The organism is Actinoplanes sp. NPDC051470, assembly GCF_040682035.1.
In the GTDB taxonomy this organism is placed as follows: Bacteria; Actinomycetota; Actinomycetes; order Mycobacteriales; family Micromonosporaceae; genus Actinoplanes.
The window spans coordinates 301,503-318,347 of the sequence record NZ_JBFBAA010000004.1 but is presented as its reverse complement, the minus strand read 5'-3'; the positions used below and the strand labels follow the sequence as shown (position 1 = coordinate 318,347).

Genomic DNA, 16,845 nt, shown 5'->3' with positions numbered 1-16,845 from the left:
CGCCGTCAGGGTTCGTCGGTCCAGTTGGCGGCGTTCTTGCGACTGGGCTGGACCCGGGGTGGTTCGCCGGGCATTTTCGGATGGTCGGGTGGGTAGGGCATCTCGCCCTGGCCGTTGGCCTCGTCTCGCTTCGACCACTCGAGCAGCGGGGTGATGTCGTAGGCGTTGGCGTCGATCTCGGCGTGTGCGTCGCCCTTCTCGGCGATGCGCTTCGGGACCGTGCGCAGGTCGAAGTCGTCCGGTTCGACGTCGGGCAGCTCGTCCCAGGTGACCGGGGTCGAGGCGGTGGCGCGGGCGTTGGCCCGCAGGGAGTAGGCGCAGGCGATCGTGCGGTCGCGGGCCATCTGGTTGTAGTCGATGAACACCCGCTCGCCGCGCTCCTCCTTCCACCACGCCGTGGTGATGAGGTCGGGGCGGCGCCGTTCCGCCTCGCGGGCCAGGGCGATCGCCGCGCGGCGTACCTCGACGAAGGTGAACTCGGGTTTGATCCTGAGGTAGACGTGCACGCCGCGGCCGCCGGACGTCTTGGGGAAGCCCTGCCAGCCCAGGTCGGCGAGCACCTCGCGGAACACCCCGGCGGTCGCGATCACGTCGCCGAAGTCGGTGCCGGGCTGCGGGTCGAGGTCGATGCGCAGCTCGTCGGGGTTGTCGGTGTGGTCGCGGCGGACCGGCCACGGGTGGAACACGACGGTGCCCATCTGGGCGGCCCAGGCGACGTGGGCGAGGTCGGCGGGGCAGAGCTCGTCGGCCGTACGCATCGACGGGAACTTGATCTTCGCCGTCTGGATCCAGGGCGGGACGCCGCGGGTGGAGATGCGCTTCTGGAAGAACATCTCGCCCTCGATGCCGTCCGGGAAGCGCTGCAGCGTCGTCGGCCGGTGGCCCAGCGCGCGCATGATGCCGTCGCCGACGGCCAGGTAGTACTCGAAGACGTCTCGTTTGGTGTAGCCGGGACGCGGGAAGACCACCTTGTCGGGGCTGGTCAGCCGCACGGTGTGCCCGGCCACCTCGATCTCTTCCGCCTGCGCCTTCGCCGCCATGCGCCCGACCCTACGACAGAACCGCCCGGCCGGTGGGCCAGGCGGTTCGGTGTCGATCGGGTAACTCAGGCCTCGCGGCGGCGGCGGGTGTACCAGACCGCCGCGGCGCCGCCGGCCACCAGCAGCGCGCCGAGGCCGATCGTGGCGCCCATCGGCGCACCGGTCAGCGGCAGCGTCCCGGCGTTCACGCCACCGGTCGGCGGCGTGGTCCCCGGCCCGGTCGGCGGCACGGTCTCGGGCAGCTCGCCACCCGGCGGGACGGTGTCGGTGCCACCGGACGGCGTGGTCTCGCTCGGCGACGGGGTCGGGCTCTCCGAGCCGTACCCGTAGCCCTTGTTGCCGCGGTCGTCGTCGTTGCCGCCGGCGGTCGCGTTGTCGTTGGGGACGGCGGTCGTGGCCGCGGCCGCGCCGCCGCCGTAGCCGTCGCTGTCCGCGCTCGAGTCGCACTTGGTCCGCTCGTCGCTCGAGCACGGGGTCGCCATCACGGCCGGCTGTCCGGCGCGCGCCGAACCGTCGCCGGTGGCGTAGGCGGGCGACCCGGCGAAGGCCAGGGCGGCGAGGGCGGTGACGCCGACCGCGGGGAGTCCAGCGGTCAACCGGCGCGTCAAGCTCATGAGGGAAAGTCCGTTCTGTTGCCGTAGGTCCGATTCAGTCCCGGGGAGTTTAACCACTAATGTCCGTATTGGCGAAAACCGCCCCCCGCGAGTCGGCCCTCAGCAGGGAACGCCGCCGATGCTGTGACTGCGCCACAGGTGCGAAAGGGTGGAGACCTTGAGGTCGAACTGCGGGTCCTCGGCGAGCAGGCCGTCACCGCTGTACGGCGCGGCCAGCTGCAGGCTCGCGCCCGAGACGAGATAGACCGAGACGACGGTACGCGCGCCGCGCCGTTCCGCCCGCAGATCGACCACGTGGTCCCAGGGCTCGTGCCCCCGCGCGGTCCGGATGCCCCGGGCGTCGATCCGGGTGCCGCGCCGTCCCGCCAGCAGGCCACCGGTCATCCCCGCGGCCAGCGAGCAGCCCGCCACCGCGGCCCACAGCACACCCGGCACCGGCGCGGTCAGCAGGACACCGGCCGTGCCCGCGAGGGCGACCAGAACACCGAGGAGGATTCCGTACCGGAGGGCTTGCTGCCGCGTGGGCGTGAACGCTGCTTCCATGGGGTGACCAACGAACGGTCGCTCCCGGCAGGCCGCACGGCACGTGCGACCGACGTACGGTTGACACATGGCATCCGACGAGCCCACCACCCTGCCCACCACCGAGGACGAGTGGCGCGTACGCCTCACTCCGGCCGAGTTCCGGGTGCTCCGCCAGGCCGGCACCGAGCCGGCGTGGCAAGGGGAGTACGTGGACACCAAGACCGCCGGCACCTACGAGTGCCGGGCCTGCGGAGCGCAGCTCTACCAGAGCAACGACAAGTTCGACAGCCACTGCGGCTGGCCGTCCTTCGACGACGCCATCCCCGGCGCCATCAAGGAGATCGACGACGTCAGCCTCGGCATGGTCCGCACCGAGATCCGCTGCGCCCGCTGCGACAGCCACCTCGGCCACGTCTTCCGCGGCGAGATGATGACCGCGAAGAACACCCGCCACTGCGTCAACAGCCTGTCCATCAAGCTCGACCCCGCCGCCGGCTGACGAGACCCCGCCGCCGGCTGAGGTCGTCAGCGCCGGCGGGCGCTGACCGCGACCGTCGTGTACCCGGCGGTGAAGTCGCCGATGCGGGTGGCCAGGTCGGCCAGCAGCGCGTCGCGGGTCTCGGGCGGCACCCGGGTCAGGCCGCCCGTGGTCGGCAGCAGGTCGAGCCATTCGGCTCGGGTGTAGTGGCGCGACCAGGCCGTCCGCCATTCCTCGGGGGCGTGGAAGGCGTCGGCCCGGATGATGCCCTGGCCGGCGTTGTCGATCATGTGCTGGTAGAGGTCGAGGGCCGGCCGGTCGTAGAAGGCGGGCGCCTCGGGGAAGAAGCGGCGGAACGCGTCGGCCAGGATCGTGGCCAGCTCGGGCGGGGGCTGGAAGACGTTCCAGAACACGGTCAGCCGGCTCCCGGGGCGCAGCACCTCGGCCGCGGTGACCGCGCCGGCCAGCGGGTCGACCCAGTGCCAGGCCTGGGCCGCGACGACGGCGTCGAAGACGCGCCCGCGCGGCTCCCACTTCTCGAACGTCGCCACCTCGACCTCGGTCCCGCCGGCCCGGGCCAGGCCGGCCATCCGTTCGTCGGGTTCGACGCCGAGCACGGTGCAGCCGGCCGCCGCGAACTGGCGGGCCGCGATGCCGGTGCCGGTGCCCACGTCGAGCAGGCGCGGGCCGGGTGCGGCCTCGACGATGCGGGTGATCAGCCCGGCCGGGTAGTCGGGGCGGGCCCGGTCGTAGCGGCCGGCGTCGGTGCCGAAGGACTCGGCCACCTCGCGGTGCTGGTGCGGCTCGGGGTTTAGAGTGGGCATGCGCCCACCTTAGTGGGCACGCGCCCACTCAAGCCAGGGGAAGGGTGCGCCCGATGCCGACCGGGGTGGCGATTCGAGACGTCCGCGAACATCTGTTCGGCGCGGCCGAGCGGGTGCTCGTGCGGTCCGGGGTCAACGCGCTGACCAGCCGCGCCGTCACCACCGAGGCCGGCGTGGCCAAGGGGGTGCTGCACCGGCACTTCGCCGACTTCGACGCGTTCCTGGCCGAGCTGGTGATCGACCGCATCGCCCGGCTGGCCGCCCGGCGCGACGACCTGCTGGCCCGCGTCGGCCAGGGGACCGTCGAGGGCAACCTGGCGTCGGCCCTGCGCGACCTCTTCGGCTCGGTGGCCGGGGCGATGCTGAGCCTGATCATCGCCCGCGACGAGTTGCGGGCCCGGCTCCGGGCCGCGGGTCTCTCCGGCATCCCGATGGCCGCCGACGCGATGCGGATGATCCGCGACTATCTGGCCGCCGAACAGCGGGCGGGCCGGATCGAGGCCGGCGCCGACGTGGACGCGATGGCGCTGCTGCTGGTCGGCTCGGGCCACCTGATCGCCGCCGCGGCGGACGACAACTTCGACCGGGTCATCGCGGCAACCCTCCGCTAATACCTATTACCAAATGCGATCCTCTTGACGACCGTGTCAACGGCTGGTCACGATGCTCCGCAAGGCTTTACTAATACGCATTAGGGAGCGTTGTGGGGCGGGTTACGCAACAGGACATCGCTCGGATGACCGGGGTCAGCCAGGCGACGGTCTCGCTCGTGCTGAACGGGCGGGCCGACGCCGAGGTGCGGATCGCGCCCGAGACGCGGGAGCGGGTGCTCAAGGCCATCCGCAGCACCGGCTACGTGGCCGACCCGATCGCCCGGCGGCTGGCCAGCCGGCACAACCGGATCCTGGGCGTGTTCACCTACGAGTCGGTCTTCCCGGCCGGGCTCGGCGACTTCTACCACCCGTTCCTGGTCGGCATCGAGGAGTGCGCCGAGCGGATCGGCTGCGATCTGCTCCTGCTGACCAGCGCCCCGGTCGTCGACGGGCGGCGGCGGATCTTCCACCAGGACAACCGGCTGCGGCTCGCCGACGGCTGCGTGCTGCTGGGCCGGTCGCTCGATCCGGCCGAGCTGGAGCGCCTGCTCGGCGAGGGGTTGCCGTTCGTCAGCGTGGGCCGGCGGGACGACGCGGGCGGGCCGGTGCCGTACGTCGGCGCGGACTACCCGGGCGCCACGGCGGCCCAGGTGCGCAAGGCCCGGGAGCTGGGCCACGAGCGGATGGTCTACGTCGGCCAGGGCGCGGGGCCGGAGTCACACGCCGACCGGTTCAAAGGGTTCGCCGCGGAGGCCGCGGACGGCGTACACATCCGGGAAGTTGATCTTGACGTGATCATCAGAACCGGCGCGACGTGTGTGTTCGTCGAGGAGTACGCGGACGGCGTCGCCCTCGTGCGTCAAGCCGAAGACAACGGGTTGCGCGTACCCGAAGATCTGTCCTTCGTGGCCCTGGGTGATCCCACCCGGCCGGCGGTGACCGACCGTGAGTTCACCGGCTATCGCATTCCGCGACGGGAGATGGGCTGGCAGGCCGTCGAGTTGCTGAGCGAGATCCTCGAAGGACGACCGAAGGGCACCCAGCGGCTGCTGCCCTGCGAGCCGGTGCCGGGTGTGACGCTGGCGGTGGCCCGTGGCTGAGCGGGAGATGCGCGCCGACGTCGTGGTGATCGGCGGCGGGCTGGGCGGGGTGGCCGCGGCGCTGGGCGCGCTGCGGGCCGGGCGGTCGGTGCTGATGACCGAGGAGTACGCCTGGCTGGGCGGCCAGCTGACCAGTCAGGCGGTGCCGCCGGACGAGCACACCTGGGTCGAGCGGTTCGGGGTGACGGCGTCCTACCGCCGGCTGCGCGAGGGGATCCGCGACTACTACCGGGCGCACTACCCGCTCACCGAGCGCGCCCGCGCGACCCGGGACCTGAACCCCGGGGCCGGGCACGTGAGCCGGCTGTGCCACGAGCCGCGGGTCGCCGTCGCCGTGATCGAGAGCATGCTGGCGCCGTACCGGAGCGGTGGTCTTCTGACGGTCCTCCAGCCGGCCACGGTAAGGAGCGCGACGACCGACGGCGATCGCGTCACCTCGGTGACCGTGACCCACGAGGGCGACGAGATCGTGCTGACCGGGCCGTACGTGCTGGACGCGACCGAGACCGGCGAGCTGCTGCCGCTGACCGGCACCGAGTTCGTCACCGGCTTCGAGTCGCAGGACGAGACCGGCGAACCCAGCGCGCCGGCCGAGCCACAGCCGGACAACATGCAGGCGTTCTCGGTCTGCTTCGCGGTCGACCACGTGGCCGGCGACCACACCATCGACCGGCCGGCGAGCTACCACCGGTGGCGCGAATACCAGCCCGCGTTCTGGGGCGACAAGATGCTTTCCTGGCGTACGCCCAACCCGCGCACCCTGGAGACCTCGACCCGCGGCTTCACGCCGAACCCGGACGACGACCCGTGGCTGGTCGACGCCGACCAGCGGGCCGACCCGGGCGACGGCAACCTGTGGACGTTCCGGCGGATCGCGGCGCGGCGGCAGTTCGAGCCGGGCTTCTACTCGAGCGACGTCTGCCTGGTGAACTGGCCGATGATCGACTACTTCGAGGAGCCGCTGATCGGCGCGGCCGATCCCGGCGCCGTCGTGGCCCGAGCCGAAGACCTCAGTAGAAGTGTCATGTACTGGCTGCAGACCGAGGCGCCACGCCCGGACGGCGGCGCCGGTTGGCCGGGGCTGCGGTTGCGTGGCGACGTCACCGGGAGCACGGACGGGCTGGCGATGGCGCCCTACATCCGGGAGTCGCGGCGGATCCGGGCCGAGTACACGATCGTCGAGCAGGACCTGTCGCTGGCCGTCCGCGGTGACAAGGGCGCGGTGTCGCACGCCGACTCGATCGGGGTCGGCATGTACCGGATCGACCTGCACCCGTCGACCGGCGGCGACAACTACATCGACGTGGCCTCCTGCCCGTTCGAGGTGCCGCTGGGGGCGTTGATCCCGCGGCGGATCGAGAACCTGCTGCCGGCCGGCAAGAACATCGGCACCACGCACATCACCAACGGATCGCACCGGCTCCACCCCACCGAGTGGAACGCCGGGGAGGTGGCCGGCGCGCTGGCCGCCTTCTGCCTGGACCGCGCCGTCACCCCGCGCGCGGTCCGCAACACCCCGGCCCTGCTGGCCGACTTCCAGGAACGTCTGACCGCCGAGGGCGTCGAGCTGCGCTGGCCCGACGTCAGCGGTTACTAGAAAAGGACCCTCCCGATGAAGGTACGAGCGACGCTGGCGGCCCTGACGCTGCTCGCCGGGCTGGCCGCGTGTGGCGGTGGCGGCGGCGAAGCGGACGACGGCCCGATCACGCTGCGGATGACGACGTGGTCGAACAACGAGGCGCACGTCAAGCTGTTCAACGAGATCGCGGCCGCCTACCAGCAGACCCACCCGGACGTGACGGTGCGGTTCGACGCGCTGCCGTTCGACAACTACACGACGACCGTGACCACCCAGATCGCCGGGGGCAACCCGCCCGACCTGGCCTGGATCCTGGAGAACTCGGCACCCGACTTCGTCTCGTCGGGCGCCCTGGAACCGCTGGACGGCACGATCGAGAACGAGCCGGAGCTGACCGAGGCGGCCACCACGTTGTGGCGCCAGGACGGAAAGCTCATCGCGTACCCCTTCAGCACCTCGCCCTTCGGCGTCTTCGTGAACATCGACCTGGTCAAGACCATCCCGCAGCCGTGGACCTGGGAGAACGCGATGGCGGCGGCCGCGGCGAGCAAGGGCCTGGTGATCCGGGACTTCGACTACAAGTCGTGGGACAACCTCGCCACCGTCTTCCAGGGCTGGGGCGCCGAGGCGTGGAGCGCGGACGGGAAGACCTGCGGCTTCGACCAGCCGGCGATGGTCGACGCGATGACCTTCATCCACAAGTCGATCTTCACCGACAAGGCGATGCCGGGTCCGGGGACGTCGGCCGACTTCTTCGCCGGTGAGGCCGCGATGACCGTCACCCAGATCTCGCGGGCCTCGCTGCTCAAGGACGCCACGTTCAGGTGGACCCTGGTGCCGCTGCCGGCCGGGCCGAAGGGCGAGTACTCGGTGATCGGGCAGGGCGGCGTCGGCGTCCTCAAGAAGGGCAAGCACGCCGACGCGGCCAAGGACTTCCTGGCCTTCTTCACCAACACCGCCAACTCGGCCAAGCTGGCGCAGTTCTTCCCGCCGCCGCGCAAGTCGCAACTCACCACCGACACGCTGGCCAAGGCCAACCCGCTGCTGAAGCCCGAGCAGCTGCGGGACGTGGTGATCAACGGGATCGAGACCGGCGTGGTCAAACCGTCGCACACCAGGAACGCCGAGATCTCGCAGACCGTGCGGAGCGCCCTGGACCCGCTGTGGAAGCCCGACGCCGATGTGCCCGCGGTGCTCAACCAGGTGTGCACAGCGGTGCAGCCACTGCTGTGAAGGTCGACAGGTCGGACCGGTTGACCGCGTACCTGTTCATCGCGCCGCAACTGGCCGGGACCGTGCTCTTCGTGCTGGTCCCGCTGGTGCTGGTGGTCTGGTACAGCCTGCACGAGTGGAACGTGCTGGCCGACACCTTCGACTTCGTCGGCGGCGAGAACTATCGGCAGCTCGCCGCCGACCCGAAGCTGCCGGGTGTGCTCGGGGCGACCGCGCTCTTCTCGATCGGGCTGGTGATCCTCAACCTGTCCCTGGCGCTGCTGCTCGCGGTGCTGCTCAACCAGCGCCTGCGCGGGACGACCTTCTTCCGGATCGTGTTCTTCTCGCCGGTGGTGGTGTCGCTGGTGGCCTGGACCATCGTGTGGGGCTTCATGCTCCAGCAGAACGGCGGCATCAACAGCCTGCTGGGCGGCGCCGGCCCGAACTGGCTCCGTGAAGGCGGCACCGCGATGGTGTCGGTGATCGTGGTTCAGGTCGTCAAGAACGTCGGCCTCAACATGGTGCTGTTCCTGGCCGCCCTGCAGGGCGTACCGCACGATCTGTACGAAGCCGCGCGGATCGACGGAGCCCGGCCGACGACGATCTTCACCCGGATCACGCTGCCGCTGATCAGCCCGACCATCCTGCTCACGTCGATCATCACGGTGGTCGGGTCGCTGCAGGTCTTCGCGCAGATCGCGGTGCTGACCCAGGGCGGCCCGGGAACGTCGACCACGGTCCTCGTCTACTACCTCTACCAGCAGGCGTTCCAGTTCCACGCGTTCGGTTACGGCGCCACCCTCTCGGTGCTGCTCTTCCTGATCGTGCTGGCGCTGACCGTGGTCCAGTGGCAGCTGCGCAAGAAATGGGTCTTTCATGAAAGCTAGGGTCATTTCGTACGGTCTGCTGTGCCTGTTGTGCGTACCCTTCGTCTTCCCGACCTGGTGGATGGTCACCTCGTCGCTCAAGCCGAACGCCGACATCTTCGCCTTCCAGCTCTGGCCGGAACGGCCGTCACCGCAGGCGTGGCGCGACGTCTTCACCCTGCAGCCGTTCGCCGAGCAGTACGTCAACTCGGCCTACATCGCCCTGGTGGTCACGCTCGGCACGCTCGTGGTGTCGTCGATGGCCGGGTACGCGTTCGCCCGCATCCGGTTCCGCGGCCAGAACCCGCTCTTCCTGGTCGTGCTGACCGGCCTGCTCATCCCCAGCGAGGTGACCATCGTCCCGCTGTTCCGGATGTTCAACGCGGCCGGCCTGGTCGACACCCACTGGCCGCTGATCCTGGTGCCGATCTTCGGCGCGCCGAGCGTGCTGGCCACGTTCATCATGCGGCAGTTCTTCGTCACGCTGCCGGGCGAGCTGGAGGAGGCGGCGCGGATGGACGGCCTCGGCCGGCCCGCCATCTTCCGTCGCATCGCGTTGCCCCTGGCACGCCCGGCGCTCGGCGCGGTGGCCGTCTTCACCTTCCTGCACAGCTGGAACCTGTACCTCGAGCCGATCGTGTTCATCAGTTCCAAGAACCGCTACACGCTCCCGCAGGCCCTGACCCAGTTCACCGACGCGTACCAGGGTCCGTTGTGGAACGTGCAGCTCTCCGCGGCCTCGATGACCGCGATCCCGGTGCTGATCGTGTTCGTGATCGCTCAGCGCCAGTTCATCGAGGGACTGGCGCACACCGGGTTGAAGGGGTGATCACACCGCGGCGGCGAGTGTGACGATCAGGGCGGCGGTGCCCAGGACGAGGACGGCGGTGTGCCGCCAGGCCGTCCGGCGGGTGGTCTTGACCGCGCGCCGGACGTCGCGGTGTTCCCGCCAGGCCGCATGGGTGCGGCCGGCTCGATAGCCGAGGACCAGCACGGTCGCGACGGTGATCAGAGATGCGAGGCTCACTGCGGAACTCTGGTGGTGCGGCATGGCCAACCCCCTTGAGACGCGTAGCGGCTTTCGAGTCAGTGTGAGGTCTGCCTGTGGCCATTACCAGGGGATTGATCGTTCTAAAAGGCCATAAAAACCCCGCTCGGGTACGACCGTTATGTCGCTAATCTGACTCGTCGCCGCCGCGGCAGCCGGCCGGGGTGGCCGGCCGGGGTGGCCGGCCGGGGTGGCCGGCCGGGGTGGCCGGCCGGGGTCTGCCGGCCGGGCCGGCCGGAGCCTCAGTCGGCGGTCGGGGGCTGGGCCGGGACGCAGATCTCGACCGCCTCGGGGACGACCTTGACCGTCAGGTGCTTGGCCTTCTCGCGGGCGCCACCGTCGAGCTCGTACTCGAGCTTGCCGGCCAGCTTGATGTCAACCTTGCGGGCCCGGGTCATCCGGACGAACGGGGACGAGTCGGAGCGGCCGACGGCCATCGTGCCCAGCGCCCGGGCCCACTGCAGCGCGCCCTGGGCGGTGGCCACGCCGACGTCGAGCCAGCCGTCGTCCGGCTTGGCGTCGTCGAAGGCGTGGATGCCGCCGGTGATCGTGCCGACGTTGCCGATCAGGACGCAGGACGCCTCGTCGTCGAACCAGGGCGTGCCGTCCACGGTCACCGTGGCCCGCGGGGCCGCGCCGTTGACGTGGCGGAGGCCGGTCCAGACGTAGGCCAGCTTGCCGAGCCGGTCCTTCAGGTTGCGGTCGGCGTCGCGGATCATCGCGCCGTCGAAGCCGACGCCGGCCATCACCGCGAAGTGTTCGCCGTTCAGCTTGCCGAGGTCGACCTTGCGCCGGTGGCCGGTGAACGCGACCTCGACCGCGCCGGGCAGGTCGGCCGGCACGCCCAGGTTGGTGGCCAGCAGGTTGCCGGTGCCGGCCGGGATGATCGCGAGCGGCGTGGACGAGCCGGCCACCACGTCGATGGTCCGCTGCACCATGCCGTCGCCACCCCAGACGACCAGCAGGTCGACGTCTTCCTTCAGGGCCTCGCGGACCCGCTTCGGCGCCTTCTTGCTCTTCGGCACCTCGTACCAGAGCAGCTCGTCGACGCCCTGGTCGGTGATCCGCCGCCGCAACTCGTCGAGGCCGCCGCCCAGGGTCTTGCGGGCATGGGCGACAACCGCGACCTTTCGTGGTGTTCGCATGGGACGGCCGTTTACCCCGGAACGGTGGAACCTACTCAGCTCACCGTCTGGCGCATGCGCTGCTCGGCGGCGGCGCTGCGGATCACCATGAGGCGGAGCTCCAGCTCGTCGGAGACCATCTGGGCCAGATGTTCCAGCGCGCGGAGCTGCCTCGGCGAGGCGTCGCGCGGCCGGTTGTCGATGACGTTGACGGTGCCCAGGCGGTAGCCGTCCTGGGTACGGATCGGCGCGGCGGCGTAGAAGCGCAGGCCGAGCTCGCCACGGACCAGCGGGTGCTCGAGGGTGCGCGGGTCGACGGCCGCGTTGTTGATCACATAGACGCCGTCCCGCTGGACGACCGACGCGCACAGGCCGGGCTCGTTGCCCACCTGGCGTACGCCGACCAGCCCGTGACACGCGGCCAGCCACACCCGGTCCTGCTCGACCAGGGACACCGTGGCGATGGGGGTGTCGAAGATGGCGCCGGCCACGAACGCGATCCGGTCGTACGCGTCCTCCACCGGCTGATCGACCAGCCGGTAGCGCCGGACGGCGGCCAGCCGGGCCTTCTCCTCCGGGCCGACGGCGTCGAGGTACTCATAGGCACTCGAGGACACCGGGCTGCTGTTGGTCATTCGGTGCACCCCCTACGCAAAGGTCTCTCCTGGTCACCGTGAGCTTAGTGACTGTGCGGGGGAGGATCGCAATGCCCTCGACCGGCCGAATCGGCCCGGATCGGCCCGGGCCGGGGGAAAGTCGCACAGCGAGTGAGTTCTGTCCGATCCGGGTGGTGGGCAGATCGGCCGTCAGCCGCTACCGTCGGGCACGCCCGTTCCGTCGCCCCGGGACGCGGTGCAGCGCAGCGCGACGCTGCGGCGACACAGCGGTACTCAGCTAACGCCGCGCGTCAAGAAGTGAGTAGTATTCGCCTGCCCCGCCGCGCATATCGGTGCAGATGGATGATTAGCGATCATTCACCTGCGGGACCCAATGCCCCCCACGGCCCCGACTTCCGCCCCCCGGAGGAACGTTGCTCGTCGCCACTGCCGAACCTTTAGAAATTCTTGTGTCCGCGTTGATCCCTGCTGGGCGCCCCACCCGTAAAGAGGGTGAAGGGGAAAGCACCGGCAGGAGGAATCGATGCATGCGTCAGTCATGGAGCGACGTGCGCCGAGCGAGGTGCACGGCATGACGGGACGGGGTTCCGGTGGTCGGTGGCAGGCTCTCGACGGAGGTCGTGGTGCGGAGAATGATGGTTCGGTGATTCCCCGACAGGCACCCCGGCACGAGGCGGCGGCCGGCGCGGATCATGAGGACACGCTGGTCCGGATGCTCTACGAAGAGCATGCCGGCCCGCTCCTGATGTTCGTGCTGAGGCTCACCGGCGGCGACCGGCAACGCGCCGAGGACATCGTGCAGGAAACCCTGCTGCGGGCCTGGCGCAACGCACACCGGCTCGGCGCCCAAGGACAGCAGTCCCTGCGGCCCTGGCTGGTCACGGTGGCGCGGCGGATCGCGATCGACGATCACCGCAGCACCAGCGCCCGCCCCCCGGAGACGTACGACCGCGAGCTGGAGAGCTTTCCGAGCACCGCGGACGACACGGATCGGGTGCTGCAACTGATGACGGTCACCGACGCGCTGAAGACGCTCAGCCAGTCGCATCGGGAGATCCTCGTCGAGACGTATTTCCGCGGCCGGACCGTTCCGGAAGCGGCGGAGGTGCTTGGCCTGCCGTTGGGGACGGCCAAGTCACGCGTGTACTACGCACTGCGGGCTCTGCGTACGGCCCTGCAGCAGCGGGGGGTGACGGAATGACACAGGAACAACACTTCGACGTGGCGGCGTACGCGCTCGGGGTGCTCGACGAGCACGACGCCAGCCGCTTCGAGGACCATCTCATCGACTGCCCGGCCTGCGCGGTCGAACTGGAGTCCTTTCTCCAGGTCGCCGACATCCTGGCCGACGTCGACGCCGACTCGCTGGTGGCCACCGAGGAGTCCCGCAAGGACGGCCTCGTCCTGAAGAAGATGATCCGCACGGTCAGCGGCGAGCGGCGCAAGGCGAACAGCCGGCGGCTCTTCTCGCTGGCCGCGGCGGTGGTCATCTTCGCGATGCTGTCGGTCGGCGCGCTGTTCGCCGGCGCCCGGTGGCTGGCGCCCGACAAGGGGCAGAATCCGGCCGTCACCGCCGGTGGCCCGAGCAAGCTCGACCCGCTTCCGCTGAGCCAGGGTGGCGGCGGCATCGGCGGCACACCCCTGGCCGGCGACCTGATCGGCAGCACCGACGCCCGCAGCGGCGTACGGCTGGACGCCGGTCTCGAGACCAAGGACCTGGGCACCCAGGTGCAGTTCGCGGTCTCCAACATCAAGGGGCCGAAGATCTGCCAGCTGGTCGCGATCAAGACCGACGGCAGCCCCGAGGTCCTCTCCAGCTGGAAGGTCGGCGAGAAGGGCTGGGGTACGGCCGAGCGCCAGGAGCCGCTGCTGATGACCGCGGTCACCGCGCTGCCCAAGGAGTCGATCGCGCACCTCCAGGTGCAGGAGGTCGCCGCCAACGGCGCCCCGACCAAACTGGTCACCGCTCCGTAACACCACGCAGTTCCACGAGGCCCGGCCGTCCATTCGGCCGGGCCTCGCTGCATTTCCGCGCGGCCGGACCGGCGCTATACGGATGCGATGGCAGTTCGGTTCAAACAAAAAACAAAGAAAAATGAGCCACCGGAGTTCAACCTCTCGCGGGCGCCCCGCGTACTACTGCGCGGAAAAGGCAGTCAGAACACAGACGGTGGAGGACCCCCGTGACACCGGAGAAGCGAAAGTTTATGGTCGTCGGCGCTGCGATGGCAGCGGCGCTCACGCTCCCAGGCTGCGCCCCGGCCGGTTACAACTCGTCGGCCACCGACGGCAGTGGCCTGCAGCCGGCGGCCAACGCGGTCGACGCGACGCCGGAGCCGACCGGAGAGCCCACGGGCGAGCCGACCGGCGAGCCGACCGCGGAGCCCACGTCGACCGCGGACAAGGCGGGCAAGCTGGCCGGCGACGACGTCACCAGCGAGCTGACCGGCACCTCGGTCAAGCGCATGGGCAAGGTCGTGGTGAACCAGGAGGGCATGGTCCTCTACCGCTTCGACGACGACAAGAACAAGCCGGCCGCGAAGACCAACTGCGAGGGCGACTGCGCCGCCATCTGGCCGCCGGCCATCACCGAGGACGGCAAGCCCGAGATCAAGGGCGTCGACTCCAAGCTCGTCGGCACGGTCACCCGCAAGGACGGCAGCAAGCAGCTGACCATCGACAAGTGGCCGGTCTACACCTACATCGGCGACAAGAAGGCCGGGCAGTGGAAGGGCCAGAACGTCGGTGGCAAGTGGTTCGTGATCGAGCCCACCGGCAAGAAGAACCTCACCTGCCTCCCGCCGGTCTCCAAGCCGGTCGCACCGCCGTCCTCGGACGACAAGGGCGATGCGGGAGCCGCGGACGGTGGCGCCGGATCGAGTGATTACAGCTACTGAGCGTGACAATCGGGCATCGTCCGAACGGATGATGCCCGAGGGTTCAAAAGAGATTCATAAATCTTTTTTAGGCCGCACCTAAGTGTTCCGCATTTCTCCTCATCGGGATTGCGAAACATCGATCAGAACTCATAACGTTCTCCCCGGAATTCCAATCGGAGGTGTTTCAGAGATGATTGCCGCACGCTTGCCCCGCCGGCTCGTTCGCTGGCTCGTGAGCATTTCGGCAATGGTCCTGGCGCTACTGTCGGTGCCCGTCACGGCACAGGCCGCGGACGCGCCGATTCCGATCCCGTCGAGCAGCGGACTGTCGGACAAGGGCACCGGCGAGGTCTCGGCCGCTGACCGTGACTTCGTCGTCAAGGTGCGGCTGGCGGGCCTCTGGGAGATCCCGGCCGGGAACATGGCGGTCGAGAAGTCGAAGGACAAGCGGGTGCAGGCGGTCGGCAAGGCGATCGCCGCCCAGCACGTCACCCTCGACAAGCTGGACATCTCGGTGGCGAAGAAGCTGGGCCTGGCCCTGCCGGCGGTGCCGAACGACCAGCAGCAGGGCTGGCTGGCCGAGATGGAATCCGCCAACAGCACCACGTTCGACCAGATCTTCATCGACCGGCTGCGGGCCGCACACGGAAACATCTTCCCGGCGATCGGGACGATCCGCTCCAGCACCCGTAACGACTCGGTGCGAAAGCTGGCACAGGAGGCCAACCAGTTCGTCATGACCCACATGACGCTGCTGGAGAGCAGTGGGCTCGTGCAGTACGGCGCGCTGCCCACAGCGCCCCCGCCGGCGGCACAGAAGGGCCCGGTCCCGGTGGACCAGCAGATGCTGGTCGCCGCGGGCTCCGGAGGCGTCACCGGCGTGAACACGTCAGTGATCTTGATGGTTCTGGCGGTGGCCCTAGTCGCCGGTGTCATCACCACGATGCGCATCCTCCGAGCCAGGTAGGAGCGTTCAGCGGTACCCGACCTGGCCAGCCGACCAGGCCGCACGTATCACCCCTCGGCCGGCACCCACCGCCGCCACGTGTGTTGAAGAAAGGTGTTCCTCAGATGCGAAGGTCTCAGTACCGGCGCGCAACCAAGGGCCCGAAGTGGCTCAACGGGAAGCGGCGCCTGATCGCTGCGGCCGCCACCATCGTGGCGTTCGGTGCAATCGTCACGGTCACCCAGGTGTCGGACGCGTCCACCAAGAAGTCCACCGACCGGGCCCTCGCCGCCTGCGACCGGATCCAGGCCCCGCGGCCGTCGAAGCTCTCCACGACGGGAAAGAAGGGCACCTACAAGGACAAGAACGGTGTGACGCAGCACGCTGACGACGGCAGTGAGGCGCCCAGCACCCAGACGCTGCGCGACAAGTGCCGTAAATGGGTGATGCAGAACGCCGGCAACAACAACGGCGGTGGCAACAACAACGGTGGCGGCGCCCAGCCCTCGCCGGGCCAGAGCGGCCAGCCCAACGCCGGTAACGGCGGCAACAACGGTGGCGGCGGCAACAACGGCGGCAACAACGGCGGCAACAACGGCGGCGGCCAGACCCCGCCGAACAACGGCCTCGACGTCCTGGCTCAGAACTGCGACAACAGCCAGCTCCAGCCGCACACCGGTTTCCAGGAGGGCAACCGCTGCATCTCCACCGCGTTCGGTGAGGTCGGCACGGAGGGGAACAACCCGACCCTGCTGATCGTCGATCACCCCGACCAGGTGGATGTCGGCCAGCCGTTCACCATCAAGGTGAGCACCCGCAACCTGATCCGCGACCGGTTCCTCGGTGCCGCCGCGGGTGGTTACTACCTCGAGAGCTCGGTCCTGCAGAACGGCCTCCAGCGCGGCCACTTCCACACCGCCTGCCGCAGCCTCGCGAACGAGACAGAGGCTCCGGACCCGGCGCCGGCGCCCGAGTTCTTCGTGGCGACCGAGGACAAGAAGGGCGGCGCGACTCCGGACGTGGTCGACATCAACGTCCCGGGCCTGCCCAAGGCCGGCGTCACCCAGTGCTCCTCGTGGTCCGGTGACGGTTCGCACCGCATCCCGATGATGCAGCGCGCCAACCAGACTCCCAGCTTCGACTCCTTCCGGATCCAGGTGGGTGGCAACGGCGGCGGCAACGGTGGCGACCAGGGTGACCAGGGCGGCGACCAGGGTGACCAGGCCGGCGACCAAGGTGACCAGGCCGGTGACCAGGCGGGCGACCAGCAGGCCGCCGACCAGGGTCAGCAGCAGCAGAACGGCCGTCGGCGCGGCTGAGGCCGGGCCTGACCACAACTGAACACGCGGAGCGCTGTCGCAACCCCGGGACTACGAACCCCGCGGCCGGACGTGGCCTTG

General features: G+C 69.8%; 19 protein-coding genes. 12 read left to right on the top strand and 7 right to left on the bottom strand.

Features of this window, described 5'->3' with window-relative positions; genetic code table 11:
* Positions 1–5: 5 nt before the first annotated feature.
* The 3 genes from ligD to AB0M54_RS10605 all read right to left on the bottom strand — a co-directional run bounded on the left by ligD (position 6) and on the right by AB0M54_RS10605 (position 2,197).
* A complete protein-coding gene (gene ligD, locus AB0M54_RS10615) occupies positions 6–1,040 on the bottom strand; it encodes a non-homologous end-joining DNA ligase (protein WP_364470344.1) in 1,035 nt (344 codons plus the stop codon).
* Positions 1,041–1,105: 65 nt separating this feature from the next.
* The gene (locus AB0M54_RS10610) at positions 1,106–1,654 is read right to left on the bottom strand and encodes an LPXTG cell wall anchor domain-containing protein (RefSeq protein WP_364470342.1); all 549 of its coding nucleotides are present in this window, start codon (positions 1,652–1,654) and stop codon (positions 1,106–1,108) included.
* A gap of 99 nt (positions 1,655–1,753) precedes the next feature.
* Positions 1,754–2,197: a hypothetical protein gene (locus tag AB0M54_RS10605; RefSeq protein WP_364470340.1), complete on the bottom strand. Its 444-nt coding sequence runs from the start codon at positions 2,195–2,197 to the stop codon at positions 1,754–1,756.
* 67 nt (positions 2,198–2,264) lie between these two features.
* On the opposite strand from AB0M54_RS10605, the gene msrB reads away from it, so the two are divergent.
* Positions 2,265–2,678, top strand: a complete 414-nt coding sequence (msrB, locus tag AB0M54_RS10600; protein WP_364315835.1) for a peptide-methionine (R)-S-oxide reductase MsrB — start codon at positions 2,265–2,267, stop codon at positions 2,676–2,678.
* A gap of 26 nt (positions 2,679–2,704) precedes the next feature.
* On the opposite strand, the gene AB0M54_RS10595 is transcribed toward msrB, so the two are convergent.
* Positions 2,705–3,481, bottom strand: a complete 777-nt coding sequence (locus tag AB0M54_RS10595) for a class I SAM-dependent methyltransferase (protein WP_364470338.1) — start codon at positions 3,479–3,481, stop codon at positions 2,705–2,707.
* Between the two features lie 53 nt (positions 3,482–3,534).
* On the opposite strand from AB0M54_RS10595, the gene AB0M54_RS10590 reads away from it, so the two are divergent.
* The 6 genes from AB0M54_RS10590 to AB0M54_RS10565 all read left to right on the top strand — a co-directional run bounded on the left by AB0M54_RS10590 (position 3,535) and on the right by AB0M54_RS10565 (position 9,660).
* Positions 3,535–4,092 (top strand): TetR family transcriptional regulator, encoded by a 558-nt coding sequence (locus tag AB0M54_RS10590; protein WP_364315841.1) that lies wholly within the window; start codon positions 3,535–3,537, stop codon positions 4,090–4,092.
* A 92-nt stretch (positions 4,093–4,184) separates the two neighbouring features.
* Positions 4,185–5,174 carry a LacI family DNA-binding transcriptional regulator gene (locus AB0M54_RS10585; protein WP_364315844.1) on the top strand — a complete coding sequence of 330 codons (990 nt, stop codon included), beginning with the start codon at positions 4,185–4,187 and terminating at the stop codon, positions 5,172–5,174.
* Positions 5,167–6,771, top strand: coding sequence for an FAD-dependent oxidoreductase (locus AB0M54_RS10580; RefSeq protein ID WP_364470336.1), 1,605 nt, complete (start codon positions 5,167–5,169; stop codon positions 6,769–6,771). The genes AB0M54_RS10585 and AB0M54_RS10580 overlap by 8 nt, the downstream gene beginning before the upstream one ends.
* A 15-nt stretch (positions 6,772–6,786) precedes the next feature.
* Positions 6,787–7,986, top strand: coding sequence for a sugar ABC transporter substrate-binding protein (locus AB0M54_RS10575; protein ID WP_364470334.1), 1,200 nt, complete (start codon positions 6,787–6,789; stop codon positions 7,984–7,986).
* Positions 7,983–8,852 carry a sugar ABC transporter permease gene (locus tag AB0M54_RS10570; protein ID WP_364470332.1) on the top strand — a complete coding sequence of 290 codons (870 nt, stop codon included), beginning with the start codon at positions 7,983–7,985 and terminating at the stop codon, positions 8,850–8,852. Before AB0M54_RS10575 ends, AB0M54_RS10570 begins: the two co-directional genes overlap by 4 nt.
* Complete coding sequence (locus AB0M54_RS10565; protein WP_364315852.1) at positions 8,842–9,660, top strand: carbohydrate ABC transporter permease; 819 nt, start codon at positions 8,842–8,844, stop codon at positions 9,658–9,660. Before AB0M54_RS10570 ends, AB0M54_RS10565 begins: the two co-directional genes overlap by 11 nt.
* Here AB0M54_RS10565 and AB0M54_RS10560 read toward each other — a convergent pair whose 3' ends face one another.
* The 3 genes from AB0M54_RS10560 to AB0M54_RS10550 form a co-directional block, all read right to left on the bottom strand.
* Positions 9,661–9,858, bottom strand: a complete 198-nt coding sequence (locus tag AB0M54_RS10560; protein WP_364315854.1) for a hypothetical protein — start codon at positions 9,856–9,858, stop codon at positions 9,661–9,663.
* Between the two features lie 263 nt (positions 9,859–10,121).
* Positions 10,122–11,024: a YegS/Rv2252/BmrU family lipid kinase gene (locus tag AB0M54_RS10555; protein ID WP_364315857.1), complete on the bottom strand. Its 903-nt coding sequence runs from the start codon at positions 11,022–11,024 to the stop codon at positions 10,122–10,124.
* 35 nt (positions 11,025–11,059) lie between these two features.
* The gene (locus tag AB0M54_RS10550; protein ID WP_364315859.1) at positions 11,060–11,638 is read right to left on the bottom strand and encodes a GAF domain-containing protein; all 579 of its coding nucleotides are present in this window, start codon (positions 11,636–11,638) and stop codon (positions 11,060–11,062) included.
* A 505-nt stretch (positions 11,639–12,143) separates the two neighbouring features.
* Between AB0M54_RS10550 and AB0M54_RS10545 the strand changes: the two genes are divergently transcribed.
* The 5 genes from AB0M54_RS10545 (at position 12,144) to AB0M54_RS10525 (ending at position 16,764) form a co-directional block, all read left to right on the top strand.
* On the top strand, positions 12,144–12,821 hold the full coding sequence (locus tag AB0M54_RS10545; RefSeq protein WP_364315862.1) for a sigma-70 family RNA polymerase sigma factor: 678 nt from the start codon (positions 12,144–12,146) through the stop codon (positions 12,819–12,821).
* Positions 12,818–13,594, top strand: a complete 777-nt coding sequence (locus AB0M54_RS10540; protein ID WP_364315865.1) for a zf-HC2 domain-containing protein — start codon at positions 12,818–12,820, stop codon at positions 13,592–13,594. Before AB0M54_RS10545 ends, AB0M54_RS10540 begins: the two co-directional genes overlap by 4 nt.
* A gap of 251 nt (positions 13,595–13,845) precedes the next feature.
* Positions 13,846–14,517 carry a hypothetical protein gene (locus AB0M54_RS10535; RefSeq protein WP_364315866.1) on the top strand — a complete coding sequence of 224 codons (672 nt, stop codon included), beginning with the start codon at positions 13,846–13,848 and terminating at the stop codon, positions 14,515–14,517.
* Positions 14,518–14,746: 229 nt separating this feature from the next.
* Positions 14,747–15,466 (top strand): DUF4142 domain-containing protein, encoded by a 720-nt coding sequence (locus AB0M54_RS10530; RefSeq protein ID WP_364315868.1) that lies wholly within the window; start codon positions 14,747–14,749, stop codon positions 15,464–15,466.
* A 104-nt stretch (positions 15,467–15,570) separates the two neighbouring features.
* Positions 15,571–16,764, top strand: coding sequence for a Pecanex-like protein 1 (locus AB0M54_RS10525; protein ID WP_364470330.1), 1,194 nt, complete (start codon positions 15,571–15,573; stop codon positions 16,762–16,764).
* Positions 16,765–16,845: the final 81 nt, after the last annotated feature.